This window comes from Rossellomorea sp. ABR4_012 (genome assembly GCF_056159545.1).
In genome coordinates this window covers 434052-458751 of sequence record NZ_JBSWVK010000001.1, presented here as the reverse complement: position 1 = coordinate 458751, position 24700 = coordinate 434052, and the positions used below count along the sequence as shown (strand labels likewise).

Annotated in this window: 22 protein-coding genes and 1 pseudogene; 7 read left to right on the top strand and 16 right to left on the bottom strand. The window is 45.5% G+C overall.

Going from position 1 to position 24700, the window contains the following annotated elements:
* Window positions 1-9 precede the first annotated feature (9 nt).
* Together ACXAFV_RS02355 and ACXAFV_RS02350 are read right to left on the bottom strand one after the other, a co-directional pair.
* A complete protein-coding gene (locus ACXAFV_RS02355; RefSeq protein WP_475124182.1) occupies window positions 10-609 on the bottom strand; it encodes a hypothetical protein in 600 nt (199 codons plus the stop codon).
* A gap of 9 nt (window positions 610-618) precedes the next feature.
* On the bottom strand, window positions 619-1800 hold the full coding sequence (locus tag ACXAFV_RS02350; RefSeq protein ID WP_475124181.1) for an Alp7A family actin-like protein: 1182 nt from the start codon (window positions 1798-1800) through the stop codon (window positions 619-621).
* Window positions 1801-2267: 467 nt separating this feature from the next.
* Between ACXAFV_RS02350 and ACXAFV_RS02345 the strand changes: the two genes are divergently transcribed.
* Complete coding sequence (locus ACXAFV_RS02345) at window positions 2268-3398, top strand: M14 family metallopeptidase (protein ID WP_475124179.1); 1131 nt, start codon at window positions 2268-2270, stop codon at window positions 3396-3398.
* A gap of 102 nt (window positions 3399-3500) precedes the next feature.
* Here the strand turns inward: ACXAFV_RS02345 and ACXAFV_RS02340 are convergent, their stop codons facing one another.
* From ACXAFV_RS02340 to ACXAFV_RS02330, 3 genes and pseudogenes are all read right to left on the bottom strand, one after another.
* Complete coding sequence (locus ACXAFV_RS02340) at window positions 3501-4811, bottom strand: uracil/xanthine transporter (protein ID WP_475124178.1); 1311 nt, start codon at window positions 4809-4811, stop codon at window positions 3501-3503.
* Between the two features lie 151 nt (window positions 4812-4962).
* Window positions 4963-5940 carry a DUF3231 family protein gene (locus ACXAFV_RS02335; protein ID WP_475124177.1) on the bottom strand — a complete coding sequence of 326 codons (978 nt, stop codon included), beginning with the start codon at window positions 5938-5940 and terminating at the stop codon, window positions 4963-4965.
* Between the two features lie 192 nt (window positions 5941-6132).
* Window positions 6133-6243: pseudogene (locus ACXAFV_RS02330) on the bottom strand (SDR family oxidoreductase); the annotation flags it as partial.
* Between the two features lie 15 nt (window positions 6244-6258).
* Between ACXAFV_RS02330 and ACXAFV_RS02325 the strand changes: the two are divergent.
* Window positions 6259-6594, top strand: a complete 336-nt coding sequence (locus tag ACXAFV_RS02325; protein ID WP_475124176.1) for a LysR substrate-binding domain-containing protein — start codon at window positions 6259-6261, stop codon at window positions 6592-6594.
* A gap of 36 nt (window positions 6595-6630) precedes the next feature.
* On the opposite strand, the gene zupT is transcribed toward ACXAFV_RS02325, so the two are convergent.
* The 6 genes from zupT to ACXAFV_RS02295 all read right to left on the bottom strand — a co-directional run bounded on the left by zupT (window position 6631) and on the right by ACXAFV_RS02295 (window position 13410).
* Window positions 6631-7428 (bottom strand): zinc transporter ZupT, encoded by a 798-nt coding sequence (gene zupT / locus ACXAFV_RS02320; RefSeq protein WP_475124174.1) that lies wholly within the window; start codon window positions 7426-7428, stop codon window positions 6631-6633.
* A gap of 679 nt (window positions 7429-8107) precedes the next feature.
* On the bottom strand, window positions 8108-8950 hold the full coding sequence (locus ACXAFV_RS02315) for a phytoene/squalene synthase family protein (protein ID WP_475124172.1): 843 nt from the start codon (window positions 8948-8950) through the stop codon (window positions 8108-8110).
* Entirely contained in the window at window positions 8943-10412 is a 1470-nt protein-coding gene (locus tag ACXAFV_RS02310; RefSeq protein WP_475124171.1) for a phytoene desaturase family protein, read from the bottom strand. Before ACXAFV_RS02310 ends, ACXAFV_RS02315 begins: the two co-directional genes overlap by 8 nt.
* Window positions 10412-11938: a phytoene desaturase family protein gene (locus tag ACXAFV_RS02305; RefSeq protein ID WP_475124169.1), complete on the bottom strand. Its 1527-nt coding sequence runs from the start codon at window positions 11936-11938 to the stop codon at window positions 10412-10414. Before ACXAFV_RS02305 ends, ACXAFV_RS02310 begins: the two co-directional genes overlap by 1 nt.
* Window positions 11939-12196: 258 nt before the next feature.
* Window positions 12197-12613, bottom strand: a complete 417-nt coding sequence (locus ACXAFV_RS02300) for an NUDIX domain-containing protein (RefSeq protein ID WP_475124167.1) — start codon at window positions 12611-12613, stop codon at window positions 12197-12199.
* Window positions 12614-12894: 281 nt separating this feature from the next.
* Entirely contained in the window at window positions 12895-13410 is a 516-nt protein-coding gene (locus tag ACXAFV_RS02295) for a CBO0543 family protein (RefSeq protein ID WP_475124166.1), read from the bottom strand.
* Between the two features lie 121 nt (window positions 13411-13531).
* Here ACXAFV_RS02295 and ACXAFV_RS02290 point away from each other — a divergent pair, with 121 nt between their 5' ends.
* Entirely contained in the window at window positions 13532-14440 is a 909-nt protein-coding gene (locus tag ACXAFV_RS02290) for a Gfo/Idh/MocA family protein (protein ID WP_475124164.1), read from the top strand.
* Between the two features lie 62 nt (window positions 14441-14502).
* Here the strand turns inward: ACXAFV_RS02290 and ACXAFV_RS02285 are convergent, their stop codons facing one another.
* Complete coding sequence (locus ACXAFV_RS02285) at window positions 14503-14748, bottom strand: YuzF family protein (RefSeq protein WP_475126042.1); 246 nt, start codon at window positions 14746-14748, stop codon at window positions 14503-14505.
* Between the two features lie 192 nt (window positions 14749-14940).
* Between ACXAFV_RS02285 and ACXAFV_RS02280 the strand changes: the two genes are divergently transcribed.
* The gene (locus tag ACXAFV_RS02280; protein ID WP_475124162.1) at window positions 14941-15432 is read left to right on the top strand and encodes a hypothetical protein; all 492 of its coding nucleotides are present in this window, start codon (window positions 14941-14943) and stop codon (window positions 15430-15432) included.
* A gap of 289 nt (window positions 15433-15721) precedes the next feature.
* Window positions 15722-16975 carry an Nramp family divalent metal transporter gene (locus ACXAFV_RS02275; protein WP_475124161.1) on the top strand — a complete coding sequence of 418 codons (1254 nt, stop codon included), beginning with the start codon at window positions 15722-15724 and terminating at the stop codon, window positions 16973-16975.
* A 35-nt stretch (window positions 16976-17010) separates the two neighbouring features.
* On the opposite strand, the gene ACXAFV_RS02270 is transcribed toward ACXAFV_RS02275, so the two are convergent.
* Window positions 17011-17631 carry a DUF3298 and DUF4163 domain-containing protein gene (locus ACXAFV_RS02270; protein WP_475124159.1) on the bottom strand — a complete coding sequence of 207 codons (621 nt, stop codon included), beginning with the start codon at window positions 17629-17631 and terminating at the stop codon, window positions 17011-17013.
* Window positions 17632-17727: 96 nt separating this feature from the next.
* Window positions 17728-19773 (bottom strand): putative bifunctional diguanylate cyclase/phosphodiesterase, encoded by a 2046-nt coding sequence (locus ACXAFV_RS02265; RefSeq protein ID WP_475124157.1) that lies wholly within the window; start codon window positions 19771-19773, stop codon window positions 17728-17730.
* Between the two features lie 230 nt (window positions 19774-20003).
* On the opposite strand from ACXAFV_RS02265, the gene ACXAFV_RS02260 reads away from it, so the two are divergent.
* On the top strand, window positions 20004-20708 hold the full coding sequence (locus ACXAFV_RS02260; protein ID WP_475124155.1) for a GntR family transcriptional regulator: 705 nt from the start codon (window positions 20004-20006) through the stop codon (window positions 20706-20708).
* Complete coding sequence (locus tag ACXAFV_RS02255; RefSeq protein WP_475124153.1) at window positions 20698-21315, top strand: sterol desaturase family protein; 618 nt, start codon at window positions 20698-20700, stop codon at window positions 21313-21315. The genes ACXAFV_RS02260 and ACXAFV_RS02255 overlap by 11 nt, the downstream gene beginning before the upstream one ends.
* Window positions 21316-21415: 100 nt before the next feature.
* On the opposite strand, the gene ACXAFV_RS02250 is transcribed toward ACXAFV_RS02255, so the two are convergent.
* Both ACXAFV_RS02250 and ACXAFV_RS02245 read right to left on the bottom strand, forming a co-directional pair.
* A complete protein-coding gene (locus ACXAFV_RS02250; protein WP_475124152.1) occupies window positions 21416-22624 on the bottom strand; it encodes an aminotransferase-like domain-containing protein in 1209 nt (402 codons plus the stop codon).
* 270 nt (window positions 22625-22894) lie between these two features.
* The gene (locus ACXAFV_RS02245) at window positions 22895-24283 is read right to left on the bottom strand and encodes a YjiH family protein (RefSeq protein ID WP_475124150.1); all 1389 of its coding nucleotides are present in this window, start codon (window positions 24281-24283) and stop codon (window positions 22895-22897) included.
* Window positions 24284-24700: the final 417 nt, after the last annotated feature.

The window sequence follows — 24700 nt, the reverse complement described above, 5'->3', positions numbered from 1 at the left end:
GGCCTTCGATTATTTATTCATCTGTGAAAGGAAGTCACCGAGCAAGTCTTCCATGCTTTCTTCCTTCGGTTCTTCATTTTCTTCGGGCTGCCGTGACTTCATGGCACTTTCCCAATCAAAGTCATCCAGGTCTTCATCTGTGGAATGTGATCGTTCTTCCACTTCCGGCTCCTGTTCGTCCTCCCCGATAACTGAATCGAGCGACCATTCACGGGAAGAGTCCTTACTTGCCGCAGTCTCCTCCTGAAGATACAGTGCTTCATCGATATCCATTGCACTGTTGTTGAGCGGGGTAAGCAGGGAAGCGGTCCGGACAGGATTCGTCAATAACTGATAGACGATGCTGCCGAGTAATGCCTCCGAGTGTTCATGCTTCAGCCAGTCGCGCTGGGATTTGTCGAGTGCCCTTGGAAGCGGGATGGTTATTGCTTCACGCTGCTTTGAGACAGACTCATTGATCCCGTTTACGACAAGCTCTGCAATCTTACTCGAAAAATTGCGCTTCTCAGTTTCCTTGAGCTTCTGCAGATGCTTCAAAATATGATCAGGTGTATCGGAGGGGAGGCGGAATGTGATCGGCTGCCCCCTTGACATCCCCTTTTCTTTCATACAATCACCCTATTTGGTTTTCGCTAACTTTTTCTCGTCTTCTTTCTTTTGATTCTGCTGTTGATTCTTTCTTGAGAAATCAGCGATTAGTTTGTAATACGCATTGGCCATCATCCAGATGCTTTCATTTTCGTCTTCGAAGAAGTCGATGTTGTAGCCGTCAAGATTGTTGTTTAGCGTTTTGATATATTCCTTCAGCACGCTTGAACCGCCGCCGATGAAGTAGCAGATTTCCGTTTGGGAATTTTTCTGCCACATATTGCGAAGGTGACGATACTGCTTCTTGGCAAGCTCAACGAGAATGCGGTCGACAATCTCATGTACACTTGTACGGCTTCCTTTGACCATGATATGATTGCGGTCGTTTTTCTTCGTGATGATTTCCACAACGTCACGGCGGCTGTCGAGCTCGATGCCGTATTTCGAACGGATTTCTTCACGGATCAATTCAAGTGATTCAGACACACCGAGATTGAATCCCTGCGCCTTGTCATCATCCACTTTACGATTCTTGATCACAGCGATATCGGTTGAAAGACCTCCGATATCCTGAATCAGGATGCGCTTGTCAATCAGATCTTTATTGATGATGTTCCCGTTATTGTCCATCACTAAATTGATGAAGGCTGCGAATCCTTCTGGATATACTTTCACTTCTTCAAACTTGATGTTCACTTTGATTCCTTGATGGCGCGGTGTCACAAGGAATTCCACCTGGTGCACAGATCCAAGAAGCTTCGAACGGTATCCAACATCCTTACCTTCTTTTACTTCACGTAGCGGAAGACCCGTACCAAGTGTGTAGTTTGCTTCTATGACATTATTATTCTTTTTAAAAATAGAATCCTGTTCAGCTGCATCCAAAGCTAAAGAAGCAAATAGCATGATCAGCGTTTGATCTTCTTCTGATTTACTGCTGCCCGGATCCAATTCAGTAGAGTTATTGCTTTTCGTTGCCAAATTTCCCACACGGTAAATTGCATTATTATCCTGAAGGGCAGGGGAGTGGACACGAATATGTATGCCGTCTAGAGGGTCTTGCTTATCCAACTCCTCGATTCCGATAATCGGACGATCTTCAATATCTCTTGCAATCACGTTTGGGATATTCAGCTCACTATCCAGCTTTCCAAATATACCTTTTAGAGAATCGTTACCTACATCAATTGCAGCAATTCGAGAGTTCGTCAAAAAAATCATCCTTTCATATATAAGTAAAAATTTATCAAAAAATTTAAACTCTTAATCAAAGATTAAATCACTTCTCGTCTCCGGTCAATCCTACTTTTAACTCTATCACACAACTGTAATGTTAAGCATATTTGTATACATTTGTGTATCGTTGTATACCATTATGTACACATCCTTGTATATCAACATGTACACGACTTTGTATACTTGTATACATTTTTGTCTACAATTGTGTACGTAAGTGTATACAAGTATACAAATTTGTAAACAACCATAATATGGATGAAAAATAGGACTATGAGATTCTACTAAACTACCAATCTTCAATTGAAAAAAATGGTAATAAGTGCAGGCGGTCGTTTATGAAAAATGAAAACGGGAAAAAGTTGAAGAGAAACGGATGAGTGAAATAAAAGGAAAAGAGATCATTAAAACAAAAAATATAACATAGATGAGGATGATGACGGATGAATGAACAAAAAAGCTACTTTCCAGCAGATTATGAACAATCGAGGAATACCTTCCGCAGTCACCTGCAAATCATCAAGGAAAAATGGCCGAATGCGGAGCTTACCACTACTTCGATTGGAAAAGAAGAAGATAATACAATCGATATGATTACATCCCAAGCGACGGAAAGAAACGAGCAAGTCTTATTCTTTACTACAGGTGAACATGGTATCGAGGGGTATGCAGGAGCTGCCATGATTCATCTGTTTGTAGATGAATACTTAGACCGCGTCGATCCTGCCACGACTGGGATCTGTTTTATACATGCCCTTAACCCGTGGGGGATGAGAAACTTCAGGCGGGTGACCGAAAATAATGTCGATTTGAATCGAAATTACTTATATAACCGCTCTGCGGTACCTGAGGACGTGAATACGTACTATGAAAGAGAAAGTGAGCTATTCCTTCCTCACGGGAAGATTAAGGACTTAACAAAAGAAAAAATGAAGCTGCAGGCACAGCTGGTCAAGGCTCTTGCCGAAGAAGGCTACAGCGCCATCAAGGAAGCCAAAGGGATGGGACAGTTTCAGTTTGAACGCGGCGTCTATTATGGAGGAGAAAAAGAGGAAGAAACGGCAATCTTCCTGAAAAAGATACAAAACCAGCTATTATCCGACTATCCCCGCGTCATCCATATGGATTGGCACACGGCTCTTGGCCCTTCCAACGAGATCACCATGGTCGTATCCTCTGAAGATGGACGAAGGGAAGAGGAATTAAAAGCAAAATACGACTTGAAAAACATCCAGAAATTTACACCTAAAAAAGTAAAAGGAGATTCAACCAACCACTTTCATAAACTGAAGAACGAACAATATCCGACAAATTATTTATTCTCTGCCCTCTTCGAATTCGGCACATTCGGAACAGGAAAAAAGGCAGAACTCAGGGAATTCATGACCATCGTCCTTGAGAACCATCTCTACTGGGAAGGCGCGGTAAATCCTGAAGATCGAGAGTGGATCCTTGCAGAGTTCCGAGAGATGTTCTACCCCTTAAGCAAAGAATGGAAGAAATCCGTTCTGGATGAAGGACGACTCGGTATAGAAGCAGTACTGGGGAAAGAAGGGATTTTGTCGCAAGAATAATCCATATGCTCCGGTCAGGAATGTTTCTGACCGGGACATTTTTTTAAGTAAAAGAGATTAATCACCTTAGGCTTAAAGGAATGCACAGCCCCCCTCCCCTCTTCACACCGACTCTGTTCGATTCAGTTCTTCTTCCTTTTCCCAATTCACCATCTTTTCCAAAGCAATCGAGACGAGGACGCCCACGATGAAGCCATTGGACACAATCGGCTGAACAAAGACCGGCAGGCTGGTGAATAAACGGGGGTCCATATTCATGATGGAGATGCCCACAAGTACCGGAGCAGCAAGCCGGTAAATGGTCACAGAATTAAAAACCCTTCCCTGCAGGCTCTTCAGTGATGTGCCAAATAGCTGCAGGTATGCTGTAAACAGGACAGCGTTGCCGATAGTGATCGGCAGAGTGGCCAGAATGCCCCCCAGGAAAGGTATAATCCCTAAAAGAGACATTAGGGCCCCGCCGATAAGAAACGGCCGTAAATAGAAGATCCTCGTGCTTTCCAGGAATCCGATCGAAGAAGCGAAGGGAGCATAGGACACCAGACCGGATAATGCACCGACAATTGAATACAGGCCTGATAATACATATGACCGGTTATACCTCTTCTCAGATGGCGATTCTTTAAAAAGCTGGGATGCAGCCTGCACGGAAGCAAGCGTATTACTAAGGTTCATCAAGCTTGCCAAAAAGGTGATGAAGACGATTCCTGCATTCAGGTTCGGTGACCCGAAAGGAAACAAAATAAAAAAAGAACCCCCGCTCGCTGCACTTCCCTCAGGTGCTGAGGGAAATAACAGAAGATAGCCGATCCACCCCGCCATCATCCCGATCAAAATCGAGAAATTACTTAGAAAGGGAGTCCCCTTGATTTTCAACAGACTGACGAGAATGGCAATGGAAATTGAAAACAAGCTGACCGGCAGCACCAATCTTCCATCCTCTGAAATGGTCAGCATCCCTTTAAAAAAGATAAAGATCAACTGAAAGGTCAGTAAAAATAAATAGACGCTCATCACCATCGGCGTAAAAATCCTTTGAATCAAAGACAGAAGTCCAAATGCCCATAACACCACGACCGCTGCACCAGAAAGCAGCATCCCGGTCGCTATTCCGCCCCCTATTGATGACAGGTCCATCCCGAGTGCCGGTGCCGCTGCGGCCAGATTGAGCACGACTCCCCACATGACCCCTGAATGACCTTCCATCAGCGGGTACTTATGTCCAATCAGCCCTTGCAGCATGCAGGCAATCCCGGTGAAGATGAGTGAACTCCGGAGGATCACGGCGATTTCATGAGCAGGCAGCTCGAATGCCATCCCTACTGAAATAGGGACCACTACTGTATTGGCAAAGATAAAAAACAGCCATTGCACCGAAGAAAACGCCGTTTCAGCAGCCGATAATCGTTTCATATGTACCCTCCTGACCTTGTCTTATAGTATGAGTATTCTACGAAACACTCTGGAATCCTATTAATCTCACAAAATTTTTGATCACAAGCAATGGATCGGGTATTTGGAGAAATAAAATAGACACCCGAAATTCCTCCCGGGTGTCTCTGTTTCAAGTCTGAGGCGGTTCTTCCAACCAGCCATGTTTAATCATGATCTTTGCACCTTCATGGCCATAGCTGAAAATATCTTCCATGATCACGACCATTTTAGCAGGCAAATCATTGCGCAAACAGAAAGCCGTTCCAATCGAACCGCTGCCGATAGAAAAACTGCAGAACAAACTGACACAATACATCATCAATTTATCCGAGAAGGGAGCGGTGGTTGAATTTGTAACATTCCCATTTGCCGCAACAGGGACCTGAAGTTTGCTGTTCATCATCACTTCACTCAGATCATGAACGATGTCCTTCGCGATTTTACTGCCTCTTTCGAAGAACTTTCGTGCATCTTTTTCCTGGGCTACTTGAGCGAAGCCATCGATCATAATGATTCCAGATATATTTGCTTCCACTCCGTGATACAAATTGGCCAATTCCACGGTGTTCAAGTGGCGTGTCTTGGAAAAAGGGGTGAGGCCGCCTAAATAATTTTTATTGTTTATATATTCTACTGACTTTGGCATCGGGACATAAGGAGCACGGCATAGCAAGCCTTTTTCAAGCAGATAGTTTGTACAGATTGCATAATGTTTCTGAGTAATGGCGGTCATCTCATGAAAAAGTTCAATCACGTCTTTCCGATAGGACATCGTAATATTTAACGTATGCATCCCCATACTGATTTCTTTGAGCATGCGGATAAACGTGATATCAAATCCATTTTCATATAATTTAGGAGCATCCAGATTCACATCTTCCTCGGTAAAACCTATCGGCGCCACTGCACCTTCTTGTTGAAACATGTCCTTTATTTTATCTGGATAATGCCTGAAGTCTTTATATGAATTTTCCAGGATGGTCTTTGCCTCAACATCATCAGCATGTTTGATGAAGTGCTCAAGCATCCTTTGGGTCATTGTTTTTTGCTGATAGGTAATCCACAAAACACCTAGTTCTGAAGAAGTTAAAGCCGGTTTTTCGGGCATGGGCATATCCTCCATACATTTTTTCGTATTGAATGATAATAGTAGTATGGACTTTATGAGTGAAATCATTCGTTCCTATTGGGCTATTCAGTTCAAAACCGGAAATGCCCCTTGGTATAAAAAATAGTGCTACGCTGCCTCACCACAAAAAAACTCCCGCCTGCTGATGCAAGCGAGAGCGCTACATGAACGTTATTGAGCCGTATAACCGCCGTCGATGACAATCGCCTGGCCGGTCACACTTTTTGATTTTCCGCTGGACAAGAACATAGCGTAGTCCGCAATTTCACTTACATCCAACAACGGGAAAAAATTGATATGAAGGAGCTCCAAGCGGAACCATTCATTCTTTTCAGTGAATACTTCGCCCTGCATGGCCGGATTATTGAAGAATGCTTAAATGCAGGATTTACTCCTTCCATCGCTTATGAAAGCTCTCAATGGGACTTCATTTCCGGGATGATCGGAGAGAATCTGGGCATTTCCATCCTACCTCATTCCATCAAGAATAAAGTGAACCAGCAGCAAGTTAAAGCCATTCCGATAACGGCGCCACCCATTCCCTGGAACCTAAGGATCATCACCAAAAGAGGCAGGTATGTTTCACATGCCTCGAAGGAATTCATCCGTGTACTCCGGCCATTTAAGGAATGACAAAAGACGCAGGAGCATGCCCCTGCGTCTTTCTTTTTAAATAAATAATAATAAACTGACTGCCATAACCGCCATTCCGGCAATCGTCCCGTAAATGGATAGATGGGCTTCATCATACTGTTTCGCAGCCGGCAAAAGCTCATCCAGAGAGATGAATACCATGATCCCGGCAACGGCTGCAAAGATGATTCCGAACATGATATCGTTCAAGTAAGGCATCAAGAGCAGGTAGGCCACGACCGCACCGACCGGCTCCGATAAACCAGATAAGAAAGAAAGCCTGAATGCCTTTTTCTTATCCCCCGTTGCAAAATAAACCGGAACGGACACCGCGATGCCTTCCGGGATGTTATGGATCGCGATAGCGACCGCAATGGCGATCCCGAGCGATGGGTCCTGCAGGGCGGATGTGAACGTGGCGATTCCTTCAGGGAAGTTATGGATCGCAATGGCGAGCGCCGTGAACGTACCCATCTTCAGAAGCTTCGCGTTCCCCGGCTCGTTCATATCTTCGACTTTCTTCAATTCATGGGGATTCCCCTGCTTCGGGATCAACTTATCGATCATCGCAATCAAGAGGATCCCCCCAAAAAAGCCTGCGACCGTCAGCCAGTTCCCCTGGGTGACTCCCATTGCAGATACAAGTGCATCCTGCGCTTTCACAAAAATCTCAATCATCGACACATAAATCATCACCCCGGCGGAAAAACCGAGCGATATCGACAGGAACTTCGTATTCGTGGTCGAAGCAAAGAACGCAAGACAGCTTCCGATCCCGGTTGCAAGTCCTGCCATCAATGTTAAACCGAATGCCAATAATAAATTTTCAGCCATATATTTTCTCCTTCATCATAGGTGCATGTCATATAAGTCCTATTGTACTTCCCTGCAGTTCATTTTTAAAGAATTGTTTATCGGAAGCTGCTTCTTTCCTTTCGTTTACATCAATAATTTCCTTCTTGTATAAATGAGGAGCGAGAGATGAAGCCAGGCGACATCCTGTCTCGTTTTTTTATTATATGGCATACCTGCGGTGTTATACTGCTCCGCTTCGACCTGCTTCATCCGTCTTTTTTTATGGAGTTGGGATGGAGATTGGATTGGTATTCTATTTTTATATACACACACGGGTATGCTCCAAACGAATATTGTCGGAAAATCGGTAGTTCGCTCTTATATTTGAAATATCGCTCTTAAAATGAAAATTTCGCACATATATCGAAAATTTCGCCCTTAAAATCAGAAATCCGCACATAGATCCTTCCCGATACCCCCGGCCACACCCATCATACCCTCGATGAAAGATTCAGTAGCTGGGTTGAATTGTGATTCAATCCACTTTTTCATGATAATCGTGCAAAAATCCAACTATGCAAGCCAAGTTCCTTATATTCAAGCCATTTGCCGAAAAAAAACCCCGCCTAACCAAGGTGAGTTTCACCACACAAGAACCAGGCTGGACCATAACCGCCCCATCATTCCACACAACAACAAAAAAAGCCCACTTCCATCATCAAAGTGAGCTTAAACCAACCACAATCTCTCTCTTCATTTCATCACTTACATAATGCTTTTCATCAAACACAGCGTACTCCTTCGAACGGATTGTCGGGAGAATTTCACGATACAAAAAGGCGGCACCCTTCACCGGGATCCGTGATGAAAGCGGGTATTCTTTCATCGTCTTGAACGCTTCCCCATAGTAATACTCAGCATGCCCGGCGATTTCTTCCCACATATCGATGAAGGAAGCATCGACGATCCCGGCTCGGAGCGATCCTTCCGTTACACCATGACGCTTCATGATTTCCCGGGGCAGATAGATACGGTCGCGCTCCAGGTCCTCACTGATGTCCCGCAGAATATTGGTGAGCTGCATAGCCAGACCAAGCGACACACCACTTTCTTCCAGAACCTCCGTCTTCCCCGGAGCCAGAATAGGCAGAAGCATCAATCCAACCGTGCTCGCAACATGATAGGAATAATCCAGCAGCTCATCAAGGGTTTCATAACGGTTGATGGTCAAATCCATTTCCTGCCCCTTGATCAAGCCATGAAAGGCCTGTTCGTTCATATCATAGCGTTCAAACACATCACCTAGTGCAAGCCAGGACGGATCCGAAGAGTCATAACCGCCTTTTAAAAACTGCTCGAATTCCGCTTTGAACCGGGCAAGTTCCGCTTCGGGGTTACTTCCCTCATCCACGATATCATCCACTTTCCGGCAAAAGGAATAGACGGCCCATACAGCGTTGCGTTCGTTTTTAGGCAGCATGGAAAAGGCTTTATAAAAGGTTTTGGAATGGTGCGATATGATGTTTTCACAATGTTTATACGCTTGTTTTACACTATACATGGACATTCACTCCTTTTATCGCTGGATCTTTTTGATCGGTAAGCAGTTGATCGGCTAACAGCTTTGCTCCCTGCATGACCAGCGGGATGCCGCCTCCCGGATGGATGGAGGCACCGACAGCGTACAGGTTGTCAATGCGATACGGTTTGACCTGTGGCCTGAATACGCCTGATTGAAAGAGGGTGGGTGCTACACCGAAGCTCCCGCCTTTGTGAAGTCCGAATTGCTTTGCATCCTGAGGGGACCTGATTTCCATCCATTCGATCGCTTCACGGAGCCCCGGAAAGGCACGTGTTTCCAGGCGGTCAATCAGCCCATCCGTCCACTCTTTCTCATTTTTCCAATCGATATCCGTGTCAGAAGGGACCGGTACGAGCGCATACAGCACGGCTTTCCCCTCTGGTGCCAGGCTGTCATCTATCTTGGACGGATGAAACGTATAAATGGCGGGATCATCCGGAATCTTCTTTTCATCAAACACATCCCTCATATGTTCTGAAAAGCTATCCCCCATCACATAGTGATGAACATTGACATCGTCATACACCTTATTCAAGCCAAAATAAAGCAGCACACATCCCGAGGAAGGTTCATACTCCCTGGTGTGCTTCCGCTTGATCAACGGATCCAATCCCGGGAAGTCTCCATTGAACACGATAGAATCATATGATTGCAGACCATCCTTTGTCCTCACGCCGTTTACCTTCTTGCCCTGTCTCGGGATATCCGTCACCTCACAATTGAGATGGATCGTTACATTCCGTCTTCTGAGCTCTTCTTCCAAAAGCGGGACAAGGCTTGCGTACCCGCCCTTCAGATAATGGATCCCGTATTGATGTTCGGCGAAGGAAACGAGCGAATACATGGCAGGAGACTGAAACGGATTACCCCCGATATAGAGGGACTGAAGGGCATAGATTGTCTGCAGCCGCTCATCTTGGAAGTAGCCGGACATCAAGGTTTTGACAGATTGATAGGGTTTGAGTTTGAGAAGCGATATCAGATTGCTCGGCTTCCAGAAATCAAAGGGATTGACGAAAGACTCTTCCAGAAACGATTTCTTGCCGGTTTGAAATCGTTCGTTTCCTTCTTTTAAAAATTGTTCAAACCCATTCACTTCACGGGGAAAGACCCTTTTCATTTCTTCCAGATGACGGTCTTGATCAGGGTATTTGGTGAATCTTAAACCGTCTGGAAATTCAAGAGAGTAGAGGGGATCGCACAAGAGCAGCTCATATCTGTCCCGGGAAATCCCCGTTTCTTCCAGCAGTGCCTGAAACATTTCGGGCAGGAGGACGATGGTCGGCCCCTGGTCGATCCGGTAACCGTCCCTTTCAACGAACGCCAATCTTCCGCCAAGGCGCGCTTCTTTTTCATAAATGGTCACGTCCACACCCTGCTTCGATAAAAGAAGCGCACTCATCAGCCCGCCGATGCCGCCTCCGATAATCGCTGTATTCATTAGAATCCCTCCATAACAGGAAGAGGAGATACAGGGATGGTGCCCTGCATATCCTGTTCCAGGATACCGTTGGCTGTGATTCTGGCCGATTCAAGGATTGTCGGGAGCCCGCTTCCGGGGTGGGTCCCGCCGCCTACGAGCCAGCAGGATTCCAGTTCCTCGAAGCGGTTATGCGGCCTGAACACCATCATCTGGGAGAGCTGATGCCCCAAATTGAATGTGGCTCCCTGATAGACATAGAGATCCTGTTCCCAGTTCTTTGGCGTGATCATTTTTTCCACCTCGATATGCTCTTCAATATTCTTGAATCCTGTTTTTTCTTCGACCGTTTTCAGGATGAGCTGACGGAATGTTTCTTTTTCCTTTTCCCAATCGATTCCGCTGAAATTATTCGGCACAGGTGCCAATATATAAAGTGTGGACTTCCCTTCCGGAGCAAGGGTAGGGTCGGTCACGCTTGCATTTTGGATGTAAAGGGAGGAATCTTCTGAGAGGATCTTATCTTTCGTGATTTCCTCGACGTTCTTTTTGTAGTCTTTTGAAAAAGCGATCGTGTGATGAGGCATATCCTCGTAAATCGTGTCGAGACCGAGGTACAGCATGAAGGTCGAACACGAATATTTCTTTTTCGCGAGTTTTTCCGGCGTATACTTCTTCAGTTGCTTTCCATCGACGAGATTCGTCATCGCATGGGCGAAATCGCTGTTGATGATGACTTCTTCCGCCTCCACGCTCCGGCCGTCTTCAAGATGGACACCCCTTACCTTTTTTCCTTCAATCCACAGGCTCTTCACCCCGCACCCGGTATGGACCTTACCGCCATGTTCCTCTGTCACCTGTGCCATCGCCTTTGAAAGCTGGTTCACCCCTCCGATCGGATGAAATACACCATACGCATGTTCCATGTAGGAAAGGATGGAGAAGGCTCCGGGACATTCCCACGGTGACATTCCGAGATACTTGGATTGGAACGTAAAGGCGAGCTTCAGTTCTTCTTCCGTAAAATAACGCGACAGAACATCGTAAAGGGAGCGGCCGAGTTCAAGCTCCGGAAGTGCCTGAAGCACCTTGGGCTGGAAATAATGCATGAAGCGGTCCATCTTCGATTGCAGGACCGGGCTCAGCGCCTCCATTTTCTTCCCCGTTTCCTTCATGAAGCGTTCGTACCCTTCCCCATTGCCCGGATAATGGGTTTCGATTTCCTGCTTCATTCGCTCCCGATCCCGTGACATGAGCAACTTGCGGTTCTCGAAGATCAGTTCATACATGGACTTGAGTTCGACTGCCTCCATATAATCCGACGCATTTCTATTCGCAGCGGAAAATAATTCTTCGACAATATGAAACATCGATAGAAATGTCGGACCCATATCGAACTTGTAATCTCCCATGCGGATCTCGGCATTCCGGCCGCCTATATAATCCTGCTTTTCATACACCTTCACATCATATCCCTTACTGGCCAGAAGCATGGCGGCCGCCAAGCCGCCCGGGCCCGCTCCAACCACGATAATCCGCTTTCCCATTCACAAGACCTCCCAATCGCACAAAAGTTATACAATTATTATACATATATTGAATGTGAATGGCTACAAATAACCTTTAGTAAACGTGCAAAAGCAGCCAAACCCCTGTAAATAAAGGCATCTATTAGAACAATGAATCTAAACACTTGTACAACCCCTATACAACAAAGGCCCGTCCCTCGATGCGTTAATACACTAAAGAGGGAATACAAAAAAAACCTGACTGAATCATGGGAGTCAGTCAGATTCTCTGGAAATCTATGTCGTCATGATGTTCATCTGTTCGATGACCCTGGAGACTTCCAGGTCATCCTTCATTCCCTCGATTGGCCACCATTTCACTTCTTGCAGCTTTTGTTCATCCCCGGCATATTCAGGGTCATATCCAAGCTCCGGCACGTGGGAACCAGTAAGTACAGCTGAAAAGACACGGCATTCCCCCGCACTGTAGTCATATGTAAATAAGTGCCGGCCAATCTTCACAGAAAGGTTTACCTCTTCCTTCACTTCCCTCACCACGGTATCTTCGAAACTTTCCCCTTCTTCCACACCGCCGCCTGGAAGCGACCACCATACTTTATCCCCACGCTTCATTTTCACCATGAGGATATGATCGTCTTTGATGATCGCCGCACAAGCCCTCGGACGGTTACGGGCTTCGAGGTCCTTCTTCATGAAAGGTCACTCCTTTTTTTCCTATTTTATCACAATATATAGAATTTTTTGGAAAAACCAGCAGAATCCTATCCTTAAATAAAAAAAGATGAAAGAGAGATTCTTTCATCAAATGGTTTGCTTATGTGCTGGGGTAAGATCCCGTCTACTCTTTTTCCTTCCCTTTATTTACGGCTTTTCTCTTTAAATACATCCACATCACGATGTACGTGGCGAATAATAAGATTAAAAAGACTGGTACTGAAAGAACATTTTGGATTAACATGACGTCACGCCCCCGATTATTTTAAACTTTCCAAAGGGAATGGGAATAATAGGTAAAATATGACAATAAGCAAAATCGAAACACCAATGGCTCTCAGTGGATTCCTGTAATGCAGATACAGTACACTGAACAGAACAAGGTTCAACGGGATATTCCACCAGCCATTCCAACCGTTATCGTACACATACATGCCCTTCTGAGCGAAAAGGGTCTGAATGACCGTATAAAAACCTGCCCATATAAAGATATAGAGAAGCTGGCTGTTCCTCTTTTTCGGAAATCGCTGCAGATAGATCGTGAGTCCGACGGGACAGATAAAAAAGGTAAACGCCGTGTTGATGATGGAATGATTCAGCCACTCTGCGGTGACACCCCTGAAGGCCCAGAGAGTATGGTCATAATAAAAATAATTGTATGCAAAATTGACCAGCATGAAAAATAACAGTGTCGGATACTGTTTTCTCCACTGTGACCAATCAACAAATTTATACGCAAACAGAATCCATACCACGATCACCAATAGTAAATACATATACACACCTACTTATCATTGCTGTCATCATCTTTGACTGATTTAGAGGCTTTTATACGAACGACACGCAGTTAACCCCTCATTATTCAGCGTATTGAGAAAACAGACAGGAGGCATTCTGATGAAACTGGCCATTATCGGTTTAGGCGATATCGCAAAAAAAGCATACTTGCCCGTTCTATCCGAAAAGGAAGGAATCGAGCTTGTCCTATGTACACGTAATACAGAGACACTGAAGACTCTGGCAAAGAAGTATCGAATCGAGGAGAAAGTTCAGTCAATAGACGAACTGATCACGAAAGAAATAGACGCTGCCTTTATCAGCACGGCAACAAAAGCCCACTTTGAAATAGCGGAGAAGCTCCTTGAAAATGGAATTCATGTCTATATCGACAAACCGATCTCGATGAAGATCCACGAAACCGAAAGAATCGTCAATCTGGCCAAAGAAAAAAACAAGGTCGCGATGGTCGGCTTCAACCGAAGATTCATTCCACGGGTGAATGAGCTGAAGGAACATGGGAAAGCAAGCTTGATCTTGATGCAGAAAAATCGGTTCGCATCCCCTGAGCATGTAAGGAGATTTGTGGTCGAAGACTTCATTCACGTAGTCGATACGCTCCGCTTCCTGATGGATACGGATGTCCGAGATGTGAAAGTGGAATGCCTGAAGGATGGGGATGAGCTCCAGCACCTGGTCATCCAGCTGCTCGGCGACGGCTGCACCGCAATCGGCATCATGAATCGAAATGGCGGGGTTACAGAAGAAACCATCGAGTATCATACCGGACATCACAAATATGTCGTCAACAGCCTTGTTGAAACAACTCATTTTCACAACAAAGAAATCAGCCTGACAAAGTTCGGTGACTGGGAACCGACCCTCTACAAGCGGGGATTCTACCAACTAGCCGATCACTTTATCGACTGTGTCGAGCGCAGTAAGGAGCCGGACCCTTCGATCGAGGATTCCCTCATCACCCATGAAATCTGTGAAAAGATTGTTAAATCAATCGACCCGCAGGCTTAAAATATAAAAAGTGTCTGAGCACAAGCTGCAGACACTTTTTTATAAATGGTTAAATAAACGCTTCAGTTTTCCGGCATAATCCAAACAATTTCACAAATCCGTACAAAGAATGAAGAATCATGCTCTTGAACCACTACGTGATCAGGTTTTGCATCAGCTACTGTACCGCTTACTGAGCCCCGTGAAGTATCAATGACCACTCTTTTCCCGATAAGACTTTTTAAAGCAGCATATACATAAGGCTCCACTACAACCACTTGCATTGGTCCATTGGAAGGTACTTGCGGGCTGGTTCGATACGGATACATACTATACAATTCGCTAACCTCCAATCCGTTTACTGTTTTTTACATCTTATGTTTATGATGTCCCTTGCCTGGCTCATACCTTCATCCTGAACAGACCCCAATTAAAGAATTACTTGTTCTTTTCATCCTCCAATAAGCATAAGGATTACCTTGAAATTGAAAGTACCTTAACTTCATTTTGGAGGAGTGCGCATGGTCAATTTCTATTTTTTTCAAGGAACGATCACCACGATCAGTGATTTTTTGATTGGGCAGAATGGGGAAGGAGAAGGCTGCTATAAACTGATATCGGTAGTGGATGATACAGGTGCAAACGTCAACTTTGTGGTGGAACCGTCTACTTATTTTGTCGATCAAGAGATGGTCGCAGTGGGTGACAGAGTGACGGGATATTATGATGGAAATGCCCCTGTCCCGCTTATCTACCCGCCTCAATATCGGCCACTGATCATAGTCAAGGAAAATTCGGCTCAGAATGTAAAAGTTGATTTTTTCAATTCTCAATTGGTGAGCAGTGACGGTCTTTTAAAACTGAATATCTCACCCTATACCCAGATCCTTTTAAGAAATGGGCAGCTTTTCACAAATAGTCCGGCCAACCGGAATCTGATCGTTCAATATGGTCCTGCCACTATGAGCATCCCCGCCCAGACCACGCCTTATAAAATAATCGTATGGTGCTAGAGTGGATTCCCGAGTGGGTAAGCCGAACATGATGCTGTTCGGCTTTTTGTGTGATGCCGGTTGGTTAATATGATCTATTCCAAAAGAATAATAGGAGGACTAAGACCCAGGGTACAATCAGACCTATGCCTTAATTACCAGAAAAATGGGTTGAAACGATTGTACAAAAACGTTTACCATAGTAAAGTGTTAATATTCTAAATTTTTTGTACATAAAGTTGTTTTCTACTACATGGTTGCTTTCCGTACATAAAAATGTAGTCGCTTACATCAAGAAAGGAGCAAAACGATGTCACTTGAAGTGAACACACATGTATCAGCACCTAAATCTTTCAAAAAACGGGCCGCCCTGATCGGTCCTGGATTCGTTGCAGCAGCAACCGGGGTCGGTACGGGGGATCTCGTTGCTGCCCTGGTGGCCGGCGCGGGTTTCGGACTGGTGTTTGTCTGGGCGATTGTAGTCGGTTCAATCCTGAAGCATTTCCTCAATGAAGGGGTCGGACGCTGGCACCTTGCCACCGGGAAAACGATTCTTGAAGGCTGGCAGGAGATGGGGAAATGGGCGACAGGGTACTTCGGTATTTATGCTGTCATCTGGGGGTTTGTCTACGGGGCTGCCGCAGCCTCCGCTTGTGCGCTTGCCATGACCACCATGTTTCCGGTCATGCCTTTTTGGGCGTGGGCCGCCATTCATGCCATCGCCGGTTTCCTGCTCGTATGGACAGGACGCTATCTGCTTTTTGAAAAGGTCATGATGTTTCTGATCGGATTGATGTTCGTCACCGTCGTCGGGTCTGCCCTTTTATTCCTGCCTGCCCTCGGTGATTTCATGAAAGGCTTTGTCCCGACCATCCCTGAAGGATCATTCCTGCTTGCCCTCGGCTTGGTGGGAGGAGTCGGCGGAACGATCACGATGACCTCATACGGCTATTGGCTGAAGGAGAAAGGATGGAGCGGCAAGGAATGGATCCCGACGATGCGTCTCGATTCCAAGGCAGCCTACACTATGACGGCCATCTTCACGCTCGCCCTGCTTATTGTCGGGAGCCAATTTTTATATGGGACAGGCGTAGAAATTGAAGGTGAACAAGGCTTGATCAAACTGACGGGCCTGCTCGGGGATAAATACGGGGGATTCATTTCCTGGATGTTCCTGATCGGTTTCTGGTCGGCGGCATTTTCATCGCTGCTCGGTGTATGGAACGGCGTCCCTTATCTATTTGCTGATTTCGTACGGGTTGTCAGAAAAAAGACGGATCGCCCTGTAACGGAAAAGGACCCGGCATACCGCCTGTTCCTCGCGTGGCTCACATTCCCGCCTATGATTCTGCTATTTTTCGGGAAACCGGTTCAGCTGATCATCTTATACGGCGCGCTGGGTGCTTTGTTCATGCCATTCTTGTCATTCAGCTTGATATGGCTGTTGAATTCGAAAAAGGTGGAGAAGGACTATCGAAACAGCCTATTGGCGAATATCGTTTTCGCTGCATGCATTCTTTTATTCGCTGTCCTTGCCGTGACCAAGTTGATTTCAATCTTTTAATCTAAAAAAACAGCCGTGGAGCATACCTCCACGGCTTAATTATTGACTGCCATTCTTCCAAGCGGCCCGCTTTCCTCGATGATGTCCTGCAGATCATACACAGAGATCGGAAACATCGGGAATCCGAAGACATATGGCGTGATTTCATAGAGTTGAAAATAGATCACAAGCACCTTGTCGGCGATGTAAAAGTCCTGGTCGGGACGGATGCCCGTAAACTCGCCAAGAAGCGGAACGTCCCTCTGTTTGATCTGCTGGGCGACCAGGTCCGAGATCCTCTTCACATAATCGCTTCCGGGCTTGAATAAATCCTTCAGACTGCAACGCTTTTCTTTCTCGAGATCGAATGTCAGCGACTTGATGATCGTCAGCCCGTGCGCTGCCTGGTAATGATACGTATAGTTGGAGAGTGATAGACTCAATACCTCGCGCTGGTTGTTCTTGATTTCAAATGACCCCAGCATCTCCTCGACACTCGTCGGCATATTGCCGGTCTGCTCTTGAATCAGCTTTTGGGTTTCATGGACAATGGTACGGTTGATGAAGCGTTGAAACTCCCGATTCTGCATTTCCACTGCTTTCGGATAATAGACCGTCTGCTTCGGTCCGCTGCTGATCATCCTCGTTTTTATACTCACTGGAAACGATATGGGCAATTTGATCATCCTCTGCTTTTTTTAACCCATTGTATTCATAGGAAAGACCAACGTGACCTTCAACAGTTGCTGTTAAAAAATGATGCCCCTTACGATTTAAGCTTGTCCGACTAGTTCCCGTCGAGCGATCCACCCTGCCAATTCCCGCTCCCCTAAAGGAGGCGAAAAATAATAGCCTTGGATATGAGGCGCCTCGATCATCGAAGTGATAAAATCGATCTGCTCTTGCGTTTCCACTCCCTCTATGACCACCCTCAACTTCAAGGACGTGCATAATGTGATGATCGCCCTCAATAAAGCGGAATCCTTTTCGGACAATGGAACACCGTCGACAAAAGATTTATCGATCTTGATTGTTGTGATCGGGATTTTCCTTAAATACGATAAGGATGATAATCCTGTCCCGAAATCATCCAGTGCCACGGACAGCCCCATTTCCCTGAAGCGTCCGACTGCGGTAATCGCGTTATCAATGTCATGGATGACACTCGTTTCAGTGATTTCAAGTTCTATGAAGCGGCTGTCGATTCCGTACTTCCTCAGATTATCATTCAAGACAGTCAATAACCTGGAGGAGGTCACATAAGGTCCCGGAATATTGATGGAGACCTGCTTGAACGCCACTCCTTCCTCCAGCCACAGGGAGACCTGCCTGCAGACATTCTCTACGACCCAGTCTGTCACCTCGAATATCTTCCCGCTTTCCTCCAGAACGGGGATGAATACACCAGGGGAAATCATCCCCTGCATGGGGTGATTCCAGCGCAATAACGCCTCTACACCCGTCACAGCCCCCGTCCCTGGCCAAACTTTCGGCTGATAAACGATAAATAGCTCATTGGATTCTATCGCTCTATTAATATCCTGAACAATTTGTCTCTCAAAACTATACGTATGAATGCCCGGGTCATATTCGATTACCTCGTGCTGGTAACGGATCGAGGAATGCTGAAGGACAGCCATCGTATTGGATAATAGTTGTTTTGCCTCTTTTTTGTCACCATGAGAGAGGGCACATACCATTTCGATCACGACCCGGTAGTTATCGATCACTAAAGGCTTCTTCAGTTCAGAAAGGACCCTCTCCATAGAAGCTTTCAATTTTTCAAATTCATGTTCTTCGCTATGGTAGATGGCAAAACGGTTTCCTTCTATCCGGTAGACCTTTGAAGTACCTATCTTTAAGTCAGCAATGATTTCTCCCACAGCTTTTATCACGCGGTCACCAAATGTATATCCGTATCCGCTGATCCATTTCTCCAGGTCATGGAGATGGATGATAGCGAGACTCCCGGCTGCTTTGGAAGTCTTGAGATCCTGTTCAAACTGCCTTTGGTTCGGCAGGAGTGTCAATGCATCGAAATGATGCAATCGATAGTCAACATAACGATCCAGCAGACTGGCCAGACTTGAAATTGCAAGCAGCACAAAAATACCGATTGTCACCACTACGACGAAAAGGGGCATATCCATTCTGTGCATTTCATGTGTACCGCTGTGCAGTCCGTCTTCTGTATAAAAGACGACGGCCGCCATCCCTGTGTAGTGCATACTGGTGATCGCAAGCCCCATCAGGATCGATGTCACTATTTTAATCAGCTGATTCCCCATATACTTTTGCAGGGTAGAGAAAATAAACAAAGCAACATAGGAAACGATCACTGCAATGAGCACCGAGGCAAAGAGTACCCACGGTTTGTACACATGCTCTACTTCCATCACCATCGCAGCCATTCCGATGTAATGCATCGCCGAAATCCCAACCCCCATGATGAGACCGGCTATGATAGATGGAAGATGGCCTGTGTTTTTTCTATTGGCAACATAAAAGGCCAAATACGAGGCAAACACAGCTGGGAAGACAGAAACAATCGTCAAAAACAGATCGTATGTCATGGAAACCGGCAGCATAAAAGCACTCATCCCTATGAAATGCATGGACCAGATCCCTAATCCCATCGCCACCGATTCCAGTAAAAGCCAAAATGATTTATGGAAAAAACTGTTCTGCTGCATCCTCTGGTTCATGGAAAGCGACGTATAAGAAGCGCAGCATGCAATCACAATCGACAGCACAACCATCGGGAGGGAATATTCCCCATGAAGGACGTAAATGTCTTGCGATTCCGGTAATGAAAACATATAACAACCTCTTTTTAATTAAATTGAAATCAGACATACCAAATATGGTATACATGTTAAATTATACTAAAGTTAACAAAAAAAGAAATGGAGCAACCTACTATTCTAATCGGCACCAGCACATTCAAGATTAAATATTTTACTTTTCGGAAAATAAGATGAAAAAATTTTCACTACTCATCGTATAATGGTATTACCATACTAAATTTTGGTATTACCAGAAGGGAAAGATGTCAATGAAGGAACGTGCCTCTGAAGTGATCGCCAAACAGATTGTCCGATCGATATTGGATGGAACCTGCTGCATGAACGAGCCCCTGAAGTCGGAAAGAGAACTGGCATCCTGCTTCAATGTAGGCAGGCCCACCATAAGAGAGGCCTTGCAGCGGTTGGAACGGGACGGGTGGATCACCATCAGGAAAGGGTCCCCTGCCGTAGTGAATGACTATTGGAAGCAAGGAAGTTTAATGACCATCGCCACTATTCTCGAACATCATGAGGACATACCGGATGAATTCATTAACCATATGCTCGAACTCAGAATCTCTTTGACACCCTCATATGTACGGGACGCTGTTATCCATCACCGGATAAAAGTCATTTCGCTGTTTGTTGACCTAGAAGAACTGAGAGAGGATGCTGAATCGTATGCTGCATTTGATTGGCAGTTGCAGGTCGGCACAGCCAAACTGTCTTCCAATCCCATCTATCTGCTTATTCTCAACAGCTTTAAAGAAATCTATCAGAAGATGGCAGTAAAATACTTTTCAGATGCATCTCTTCGAAAGGCTTCCCGCGCCTATTATGACGAGTTATTGGAAGTGGTTTTGAAGGGGGACCCGGAAGGAGCTGAGACTCTTACGAAAACAATGATGGAGAAGAGCCTGAGCCTTTGGAAATTAAAAATGACTGGAGAAGATGATCATGAAAAATAAAGGGATCTACCGGGACTTTTTCCTGCATGTCGACATTTTGATTATGGCTTGCATTTTTCTTACTGTTCTCGTTTTCCTATTTACAATGGAGCTGTCACTTTTCACCCCGATATACCTTGTGACCGGAATTGTCACCTACATGTTCAGTGAGTACCTCACCCATCGATTCGTCTTTCACATCAAGGCCCCGAAGAATAGCATCCTATTAAAATTAATCAAAAGGCTGCACTATGACCACCACAAGAAACCAAATGACCTTAAGCTGCTATTCCTCCCTATTTGGTACAGCGCACCCAGCTTATTTGCTTTAAGTCTCATATTCTATATTATTTCAGGCTCTATTTCAGCCACCCTGTCCTTCAGCGCAGGCATTCTCCTCATGTTCTTCGTATACGAATGGAAGCATTACGTAGCCCACCGGCCCCTGAAACCAAAGACGAGGTTTGGGAAGTGGCTGAAAAAGACTCATGTGCTGCATCACTATAAAAATGAAAATTACTGGTACGGTGTATCCACCCCGTTTGTTGATGTACTATTCAGGACGCTAAAAGATGAGAAAGAAGTGGAGCTGAGTGAGACGGCAAAGGATTTGGAGAAGCGGGCGTAAATAGAGTTCGATGGCGTAGGGGTCCATGTTGAAAACACAAGCTTCGGAAAGAAAAAAAGCATTCATCCCCGACAAGATGAATGCTTTTTATGTCCTAGAATCATCCATTCCCTGAAACAGCTGATTCAATAACTTTTCCCAGTCTTTTAATACCATCTTTGATGTCGCTTTCGCTCGCATAGCTAAAGGAAAGCCGCAGATATTCCAGACCATCTTCCTGATCCAAGTAGAAATACTTGCCCGGGATATAGGACACCCCCTCAGCAACGGCCTTGTCCAGCATCTTCGACGTATCGACTCCCGGCACCTTGACCCAAACAAAATACCCGCCTTGAGGGACATACCAGGAAACAGAGTCAGGCAGATTCTTTTTCAACTCGGAAAGTAACAGACTACATTTTTCACGATAAACTTTTCTCAAGGTGGTGAAGTGCGTATCCAGATCCGTGTTCTCTATAAATGAACTCATGCTCGCCTGGGCGAAGGGATGATCAAGATCCTTCTTAAACCATGCGAGCGCGCGGATGAATTCCTTATGGGCAGCCACCCATCCGATTCGCATCCCGGGTGCCACCACCTTCGAAAGAGAACCGACATACAAGACACGGGGATCCGTGCCCCTGCTCTCAGACTTCAATGAATCCATACCTTGTTCAAAGTACACTTCCCCATAAGCATCATCCTCAATCACAAGGAAATCATATTCACCCGCGAGCTTCACAAGATGTTCCCGGCGCTCATGCGTCAATGTAGTCCCCGTCGGATTCTGGAACGTCGGTATCGTATACAACACCCTTGGAAGCTTAAGTCCTTTCTTTTTTCGTTCCTCCAGTACCTCTTCCAATAGGTCTGTACGGAGTCCATGTTCGTCTACTTCGACACTGATAAAGTGCTTCGTATAGTTTTGGAAGATCTCCAACGCTTCCATATACGTCGGCGACTCCACGGCCACGACCGTCCCGTCATCCATAAGGATCCTGGCGATCAGATCAATCCCCTGGCAAGCACCCGACGTGATCAGCACTTCATCATTCTCATTCAGCATGGAACGACCCACCATCAGATTTTGTATGAAAGCTTTGAGATCCTCAACCTTCTTGCTCCCAAGATAATGAAGCGGCAGATCCTTCTCCTCTTCCAGAAGCTTCACTACCGCTTCCTTAAGCTCCTCCACCGGCACAAGCCCCGGATCCGGATACCCGGAACTCAGCCTGATACAATCAGCCGGGATTGCAGGCATCCACTCACCTGGGGGATCATTCTGTAACGCGGGTTTGATGTCTTTTGAAAAAAAAGATTCCGGATTCACGTGATCAATCACCTTTCCATTCATTATTTATTAACATTGTATAGGAAGAACACCGGGGCTACTACCCGTAATCTTCCTATTCGCCTTTTTGAATGTAAACCAAATAAAAAGCATTGACGGCTGCCAATGCTTTTATTCTTATACAACACTGCCTGATTCCGTGCAAGACTTCGCATTCCGCAGGCGAACGATGGGCTTATTCCAAGCGAAAAAACGGTATATGTTTCACGTGAAACAATTAGTAATTTATTCACCCTGATACCCTGAAGTTTAGAAGAAAAACAAATGCGCCATCAATGCTGCGACCGGCAGCGTAATGATCGTACGCTGTAAAAAGATGAGAAACAGCTGCAGGAACGAAATAGGAATTTTTGATTTCAACAAAAGAATCCCGATTTCAGACATATATATAAGCTGAGATAGAGACATGACCCCGATGACAAAGCGTGTCAGTTCAGACTCGATCCCGCTTCCGACAACTGCCGGGAGGAACATATCCGCAAAGCCGACGATCATTGCCGGCGCAGCCGCTTTAGCCTCAGGTATTTGCAGCAATTCAAGAATCGGCACGAAAGGATACGACAGATAATCAAAAATCGGTGTGAATTCCGCGATCACAAGGGCAAGCGTACCGATTGCCATAACCAAGGGAATCAGTGCAAACCAGATATCCACCACATTTTTGATCCCGCTGCCGGCCACGCTGCGGAAGCTTTTCACCCCATCAGCTTTTTCTACTGCGGTTTCGAGACCCCAGCGGAAATTGGATACCCCTGCAGGAACGTCTTCTTCAATCTGCTTCCCAATCGGCTCATAATATGTTTCTTTTTTCAGGGAAAGCGGCGGGATCCTTGGGCAGATGACTGCAGCAATCACACCGGTCACGACCACCGTCAAATAAAATTGGACAAACATGTGATCAATCGCTAAAAATTTGGCGATCACCAGACTGAAGGCAATCGACGCTATCGAAAAGTTTGTGGCGACTACCGCCGCTTCCCGTTTCGTATAATATCCGCCTTCATATTGCTGCGTCGTCAATAAGACACCTACCGTCCCGCTCCCCATCCACGATGCCAAGGCATCAATGGAGGATCTGCCCGGCAATTTAAACAGCGGCACCATCACATTTCGAACCAATGTGCCGAAAAAGTCCATCAAGCCAAACTCTAGCAGCAGAGGCATGAATAAACATGCAAACAAAAACCATACCATCAGCACCGGGATTAAATCATGCAGGACGACCCCACCCGTAAATTCAGACCATATGTATTCAGGACCGACTTTAAGGAAGGTCGAGACTGCGAACAATGCCCCGATCCAGCGCAGGGCCAGCCAAAACGGCGTAACATCGAATAACGCCGTCAGGAATGGACTCTTCCTGATCAGTTGGATATCCGTAAATCTGACTACTAAACTAGCAATAGCGGATAGACTGATTATGCTGGTCATGATTACAGGAATATAATCCGCAATCATCGCCTGCAGTCCGTCCGCCAGGATTCCAAGACCGATTGTCACCTTGCCGTCAATCGAAATGGGAACCAGGAATAGCAGTACCCCCAACAAAGAAGGCAGCCAGAACTTCATATATTGCTTCGCTGTAAACTCTTTTTTACCCGCCATCTCCTTAACTTGCTGCAGTTTTTCTGCCTGCATATTTAAACCCTCCCGTTTCCGTATGTTTTGTTCATTTTCGTCCGGTAAATTTTCTGAATATAAATAAGGTAACATTTTTATGAATAATTATACAACCATATTTTTAAAAAATAATAGGGTCAGACCCTGAAATAGCAGAATCTGAGCTGTTTTTATATTAGATTTTACGGGAAATGGACTTATTTTGATGAGATTGAGGACTTTTTTGAGAGAATTGATGAGCCGGAGAGGGTAAATCAGCTATTTTTTTAGTTTCAAAGTGGAGATCGAGCAGCTGAAAGGGAGAGAGGAGTGGTTTTTGATCCTGTTTGACAATTTATGATCCTATTTTAAGATTTACGATCCTGTTTATGTATTTACGATCCTATCTCAAGATTTATGATCCTATTTGAAAATATATGATCTTGCTTGTCTAAA